This window comes from Desulfoglaeba alkanexedens ALDC (assembly GCF_005377625.1).
GTDB lineage: Bacteria > Desulfobacterota > Syntrophobacteria > Syntrophobacterales > DSM-9756 > Desulfoglaeba > Desulfoglaeba alkanexedens.
Genome location: NZ_CP040098.1, coordinates 3,359,149 through 3,365,583 on the forward strand (window position 1 = coordinate 3,359,149; position 6,435 = coordinate 3,365,583).

At 58.4% G+C, this 6,435-nt stretch carries 8 protein-coding genes; 2 read left to right on the forward strand and 6 right to left on the reverse strand.

The window, feature by feature from the left end; genetic code table 11:
• The first annotated feature begins 7 nt into the window (after positions 1 to 7).
• Entirely contained in the window at positions 8 to 1,084 is a 1,077-nt protein-coding gene (gene lptG / locus FDQ92_RS15045; RefSeq protein ID WP_137422714.1) for an LPS export ABC transporter permease LptG, read from the forward strand.
• 11 nt (positions 1,085 to 1,095) lie between these two features.
• Here the strand turns inward: lptG and FDQ92_RS15050 are convergent, their stop codons facing one another.
• The 3 genes from FDQ92_RS15050 to FDQ92_RS15060 all read right to left on the reverse strand — a co-directional run bounded on the left by FDQ92_RS15050 (position 1,096) and on the right by FDQ92_RS15060 (position 3,233).
• Positions 1,096 to 1,461: a response regulator gene (locus FDQ92_RS15050; protein WP_246041755.1), complete on the reverse strand. Its 366-nt coding sequence runs from the start codon at positions 1,459 to 1,461 to the stop codon at positions 1,096 to 1,098.
• A gap of 25 nt (positions 1,462 to 1,486) precedes the next feature.
• Positions 1,487 to 2,701 (reverse strand): glycosyltransferase, encoded by a 1,215-nt coding sequence (locus FDQ92_RS15055; RefSeq protein WP_137422716.1) that lies wholly within the window; start codon positions 2,699 to 2,701, stop codon positions 1,487 to 1,489.
• Positions 2,702 to 2,843: 142 nt separating this feature from the next.
• A complete protein-coding gene (locus tag FDQ92_RS15060) occupies positions 2,844 to 3,233 on the reverse strand; it encodes an SPFH domain-containing protein (RefSeq protein ID WP_211341309.1) in 390 nt (129 codons plus the stop codon).
• Between the two features lie 123 nt (positions 3,234 to 3,356).
• Between FDQ92_RS15060 and tnpA the strand changes: the two genes are divergently transcribed.
• Entirely contained in the window at positions 3,357 to 3,788 is a 432-nt protein-coding gene (gene tnpA, locus FDQ92_RS15065) for an IS200/IS605 family transposase (protein ID WP_137422805.1), read from the forward strand.
• A 27-nt stretch (positions 3,789 to 3,815) separates the two neighbouring features.
• Here tnpA and hflC read toward each other — a convergent pair whose 3' ends face one another.
• The 3 genes from hflC to FDQ92_RS15340 all read right to left on the reverse strand — a co-directional run bounded on the left by hflC (position 3,816) and on the right by FDQ92_RS15340 (position 5,817).
• A complete protein-coding gene (gene hflC / locus FDQ92_RS15070) occupies positions 3,816 to 4,511 on the reverse strand; it encodes a protease modulator HflC (RefSeq protein ID WP_137425639.1) in 696 nt (231 codons plus the stop codon).
• The gene (hflK, locus tag FDQ92_RS15075; protein WP_246041757.1) at positions 4,511 to 5,536 is read right to left on the reverse strand and encodes an FtsH protease activity modulator HflK; all 1,026 of its coding nucleotides are present in this window, start codon (positions 5,534 to 5,536) and stop codon (positions 4,511 to 4,513) included. Before hflK ends, hflC begins: the two co-directional genes overlap by 1 nt.
• Before the next feature lie 116 nt (positions 5,537 to 5,652).
• Complete coding sequence (locus FDQ92_RS15340) at positions 5,653 to 5,817, reverse strand: hypothetical protein (protein WP_170180109.1); 165 nt, start codon at positions 5,815 to 5,817, stop codon at positions 5,653 to 5,655.
• Between the last annotated feature and the right edge of the window lie 618 nt (positions 5,818 to 6,435).

A 6,435-nucleotide genomic window follows, 5' to 3' on the forward strand; every position in this document is an offset into this window, starting at 1 on the left:
GCTCACCATGAAGCTGTTGACCCGTTACGTTCTCCGCCATTTCCTTTCCTTTTTCGCCATGGCCCTCTTCGGATTCGGCGGCATCTACATGGTGGTGGACTTCTTCGAAAAATTCGACGACGTCCTGGAAAGACAGGCCTCCATGGCCGATGCGGCACTCTACTTCCTGCTGAAGCTCCCCCTCATCCTGAACCAAGGCATCCCCATGGCCGTTCTTCTGGCTACTCTGATCGGCCTGGGCATCCTGGAAAGAAACCGCGAACTGGTGGCCATGCGATCGGCGGGCATCGGAGTCCGTACCTACGCCGCACCCATCCTGGGCGCAGCGCTCGTGATTTCCGGCCTCACGTTCGTGCTCGGTGAAACCCTGGCCCGGGACTTCAACCGCCGGGCTCAAGAAGTCTGGGACCACCGCATCGAAGGCCGCGACCGCTCCCTCGGATGGCTCAGTGAAAACATCTGGTATCGCGGCGAAGAGGTCATCTACCGGATCCGTCTCTACGACGTACGGTCCCAGAAGCTTCACGGCGTTTCCCTTTATTTCCTGGACGACGCCTTCAACTTGAAGGAACGCCTGGAGGCCGAAGAATTGCGATGGGAGGGCTCAGAGTGGACGGCCCACAAAGGGGCCTTATTGAGGTACGGTCCGGAGGAGATCGAACAGGAGGTGTTCGAGGTAAGAAAGTTGGCGCTGGCCGAAACCCCGGCGGACTTCACGAGGCTGGACGCGCTTCCCCAGGAACTGGACTGGTTCGAACTGTACCGCTACACCCGAAAACTCATGGAAGACGGCTACGACGCAGCCCCCTACCGCGTGGAACTTCACACCCGTGTAGCCTTTCCTCTCATGTCCGTCATCCTGGCCGTGATGGGCATCGCCATTTCGCTTCGTACGGGCCGTTACGGGGGCATCGCCATGGGCATCGTTCTGGCCCTGGTAGCGGCCTTTGTTTACATCATGGTACTGCAGCTGGGATCATCGCTCGCCACCGCCGGCATTCTTCCGCCGACGGTGGGCGTGTGGGCTGGAAACGTCCTTTTCACGGCCCTGGGATGGCACCTTTGGGTGAAGGCCCGCCAGTGAAGCCGGCCCCTTCAATCAGGAAGCCGGGTTTCGAGAGCCATGGCGATCTTCTTTTTCAGTTCCGTCAGGTCGAAGCTCTTCACCACGTAATAGTCGGCGGCAATGGACTTGGCGTCTTCCTTGAAAGTATCGTAAGCGGTCGAAAGGATCACGGGGAGGTCGTAGAAGCGGTTTCGGATATCCTGCAACAGGTCGAGCCCGTCGTAGTCCACCATCTTGATGTCGAGGATGACCAGGTCCGGCCGCTCCGCCTCGATCCTTTCCATGAGCTTGTGTCCGCTTTCCGCCGTGATCACCTCATAGCCGGCCTCCTTGAGCTCCTCGGAATAGAGCAGCCGAATATGCTCTTCATCGTCGACCACCAATATTTTCGGCATCAGCAACCTCCCTTGCCTATTTTAATCAACGCCATCGTTCCACGAGATAGGATTTGTTTTCCTCAAATATGGTACAGGTCTCTTCCACGTGTTCTTCGGCCTGCTGGATGGAGATCCGTTCCGTCCGGTTGGCGTAGGAAACCACTTTGCCCAGATACAAGGGAAGGATGGAATCGATCACCCGGGTCCGCTCCGCTTCGTCGCGGTCGCGATAGGCCAGAGCTGCGGAAAAAAGGACCAGCCCCCAGGTGTGGCTGGGGAAAGAAAAGTGAGGCAGCTCCAGGCTTCGGATTTCCTGGATCTTGTTGAAAACCGCCGGTTCGAAGATTTCACGCCAGACCGGCTGGTATTCTTCGAATCCCTGGAGGAAGCGGGCGTGCAGGCGGCCCATGTTGATTTCCACCTGGGGCGCCACCTCCGTATCCTGACCGTCCATGCTGAAGAGGGCGGTCGGTTTGCTCCATTTTACGATCCGCCAGAAGTCGGCGTAGGCCACCATGAGATCAAAGATGGTGGCCAGTGTCTGGCGGAACCGGAGGGTGACCTGGGCGAAGGGGTCATTGGCGCGGTGCCGCTTAGGAGCCCCGATGACAGACTGGCATACGGGGACGCGTGCGGTGAGCGCCAGTGTTCCCACGCAAACATCAATCCCGAACTGGTCCATCGCGGCCGTCCACACGGGCGGATTGAGAAAGACGTCCACCAGGTCGCCGCGGAACGCGCAGTCTCCGGCGTTCATCTGCCGCACCCGGCGGCCGTAAAGGCAACGGGTCAGCGGATAGACAATGGCGGTATTCAGGGTGTCTTCGTACTTGTGCCGCAGATAAATGGGAGCCACGTACCCCGCTCCCCTGAGCACCGGTTCGGCCATGCACTTGATCCAGGAGGGCGCCAGGTTGGTGATGTCCGCTTCGAACACCACCACCGCCTTGGCCTGGAGTTCCTTCGCCTTATGGAAAAGCATCCTGAGGTTGGCGCCTTTGCCGCGAACTCCCGGCTCCGTGGTCAGGTAGATCTTGGGGACCTGAGTCGATGAGGACAAAAACGCCGCACGAGTCCCGTCGGCCGAATAATTGTCACAGTTGACGATGACCGCATCCATGTCCCCGTAAAACTCGCGGATACCTTGATCCAAACGTTCCACCGTCTGGGCGATGGTTGAGGCTTCATTGAACGACGGAACCGCCACCAACAGCTCGGCCCTCGTGATGCCCTGAGGGTTCTCCTCCTCGTAATACACCTTCGCTGACTCCACCATAGCACCCCCCAGCCCCGGTCTCGCCCTTTCCAGAAACGACGGTTCACTCCGCCCTGTGGATTTTCACGGTTCCGATCCCGTTCCAGCGGCAGCCGCCCGCTGCCCACGCGTCGCCGGCGGCACCCTACGGTTCCGACGCCGGTCTCTGCCCCGAGGCCCCGCGGGTGTTCCCCTGGATGCTGCCCAGGTAACGGAAAAGATCCGCATCGCTCGAAAGGACGAAGGTGCTCCTCGGGTTATTGAAGCCCTGGTAGAATTCCAGGCTCCGGTAGAACTGGTAAAACTCGGGATCCCTTCCAAAGGTGTTGGCATAGATCTGCGTGGCCGTCGCGTCGGCCCTCCCTCGAATCTCCTGGGACGTGCGGAAGGCCTCCGACGAAATCTTGGCCAGTTCCCTTTCCATTTCACCCAGGATCGCCGCCCGCTCGCCTTCGCCTTCCGAACGGTACTGGGCCGCGATCCGCTTCCGCTCCGACACCATGCGTTCGAACACCTTCTCCTGGACGGAATCCACATAATTTCTCTTGGGTAAACCCCCGGCTTTGCCGGGGGACTCCCAGAGTTTGACATTTCCGGGAGTATGCGAAAGCCTTCCTCTTGTGAACCGCTCAAAGTTTACAAAAGGAAAGGCTTTCGCATGGATGGAACTCAAAGCTTAAGCCACACGGTCTGGGAGTGCAAGTACCATGTGGTCTGGATCCCGAAGTACCGCAGGAAGAGTCTTTACGAGCAACTCCGCAAGCACCTGGGCCAAGTCTTCAGAGAACTGGCCAGACAGAAAGAGAGTATGATCGAAGAAGGTCACCTGATGCCGGATCATGTGCACATGCTCATCTCGATCCCACCAAAGTATGGAGTTGCACAGGTGGTTGGCTACATCAAAGGAAAAAGCGCCATCCACATCGCCAGAACCTTCCTCGGGAGGAAGAAGAACTTCACTGGCCAGAACTTTTGGGCCAGGGGCTACTTTGTGTCCACAGTTGGAAGAGACGAGCAGATGATCCGCGAATACATCAAAAAGCAGGAAACTGAGGATCGTCGACTCGATCAACTGAATATGTTCGAATAGTCGCCACCTTTTAAGGTGGCCAATGGTTTACAATCGCTTTGAGCGGTCCACGGTTTTACAAGCCTCCGGCTTTGCCGGAGGTACATGACTGATCCGCTTGATGCGGATATCCAAGAGTTCGATGCCGAATTCCGGGACGAGCCGGGACGCATCGGCCACCATCTCCCGCGTGATCTTTTCACGGCCCTTGATCACCGGCGCAAACAGGGTCTCACCGGTCTCGGTCCCTTCCACGCTTTCCAGCAGAAGCTGAAATTCCTGGACCCCAGCCTCCAGGAGTTTTGCCTTGGCGTCCTCCCAACCTTCACTTCGCACCAGCTCTTCCAGGAAATTGTTGGAGACGTGGTCACGGACCACCGCATCGATGATGCCGTCCAGCCGGCTGAGGGCGGTCGGGACGTTTCCGACTCTCATGAGGAAAAGCAGCGGGTCCTTGATGCGCCACCGAGCCGTGGAATCCACCCAAATGTATTTCTTGTCCTTGGTGGGGATCTGGTTCGGGTTGCCGTCCCACTTCAGGACCCGCTTTTCGAAGAAGTTGGCCTTCTGAATGAGCGGCAGCTTGAAATGCAGGCCCGCCTGGGTAATGGGTTCCCCCACGGGCCGGCCCAACTGGGTGACCACGACCTGCTCGGTTTCCTTCACCACGAAAAGCGAACTCCAAGCAATCACCCCGATCACGATGAGAACGACGACAACCAGACGACTACCCTTGGGGAACATCACTTCTCCTCCGCCGGCCGGCCGGCCGCCGCGCCGGTATCTTCCCCGGCACTCCACCCGGCAAGCCCCCCGGAACCCAGATTCAGAAGCGGCAGGACGCCGGGGCCTGATTCATCCAGCACGATAATCCGGTCCACCTTTTCGATGAACTGAGGCATGCTTTCCAGGTACATGCGACGCCGCGTGACATCGGGAGCCTTCCGGTACTCCTCAAGGATGCTCGCAAACCGCGTCACGTCGCCCTCGGCCCGATTCACCCGCTGGAGTGCATACCCTTCCGCCTGCGTGATCATCTGGCGGGCCTGGCCGCGGGCCCGCGGAATTCTTTCATTGTAGACCTGCTGAGCCTCGTTGATCATGCGCTCCTTCTCCTGGCGTGCCTCGTTCACTTCGTTGAACGCCGCCTTCACAGCGTCCGGAGGGTTGGCGTTCTGGAGCTTCACCACGACGATCTGGAGTCCCGTCCGGTAGGTGTCCATGATTTCTTGGATTTCACGGCCCGCCAGGTCCGCGATGGATGCGCGCCCGATGGTGAGCACCTCGTCCGCAAAGCGGTTCCCCACGATCCGGCGCATCACCGATTCCGAGATGTCGTCCAGCGTACCTTCCACGTCATGAAGCTGAAACAGGTAATCCACCGGATTCTTGATCATGTATTGGACCGTCCACTGGATATCGATCACATTCAGGTCGCCGCTGAGCATCCGGCTTTCTTCCTCGTAGCCTTTTTCGGCAAACCTCGTCCGGACCCCCGGGCTCACCGTCCGGTACCCGTACTCGCGCTGCAGCACCCGCCCCGTGATGACCTTGGTCACGTCCTCGACGCCGAAGGGGATCTTGAAGTGAAGGCCCGCCCCGGCGGTTCGCACGAATTTCCCGAACCGCAACACCACGGCGGTTTCTTCCGGCTGCACCGTGTAGTAGGAAGTAAAGCCGATGAGGGCGGCCACCACCAGAAGTGCCAAGCCCCAAAACGGGCCGCGCCCCAGGGACGGCAGGCTGAAACGGCCCTTCAGCCGTTTCATAACTTCTTCGAGATCTTGTATGTTCCCGGGCCCCGGACCCCGGTGGGGGGGACGTTCCCAATCCATGAATCCTCCTGTCGTGATTCTTCAGCGGCAACCCTGAACCGCTTCGAACGTCAGCGTTTTCGGAGCCCCTCGAACACGTACGCGAAAAACACGAGGAGCACCGCCATCACGATGATGACGCCGGGGCCGGCGGACGGGATGAAAAAGCGTGCCAGGAAATAGGCAAAGAAAGCCCCGAGGGCCGCTCGAATAAGAAAAATCCTCAGTTGCAGCATCGATTCCCGTCTTTCGGTTCCGGCGGAACCCTCGGCTCACTCGGGCGACACAAGGTCTCTGCCTGATGCAGAAATAGCGAAGCTGATCCTAACGGCACCCCCCGGCATTGTCAAGGACATCCGAGCGTTGCATCATCGGAAATCCTTGATTCCATGCACCTTTCTCCTTCCCGCCCTGCCAAGGGATCGTTCCAATGGGCCCGGGAAAATGCCCGCTCCCGCCAAGCTGGTGATCCCCCCATAAGCGCTAAGTTGTTTTGTAAACACTCACTGGTTGCATTTACGCCATTGGGTTGTTTTTAAAGATGAACATCGAACATCGAACATCGAACATCGAATGAAAAAATCAGGTCAGCGAAGACTCTGATGTGAACTTCCCTCGTTCCAAGCTCCAGCTTGGGAACGCCCTGCCCGGGAAGCTCCAGCTTCCTCCTGCTACAGCTGAAACGCGCTGTCTTTCTAGGGAGCTTGCCAGGATCTCGAAGTGGTCTTTCCTCTCGTTCCAAGCTTTGGCTTGGGAACGGCCTCACCGAAGCTGGAGCTTCTGCACAGTTGTGTTCCCAAGCTGGAGCTTGGGAACAAGAAGTAAAAGATCTGCACCCTTCGATGTTGGATGTT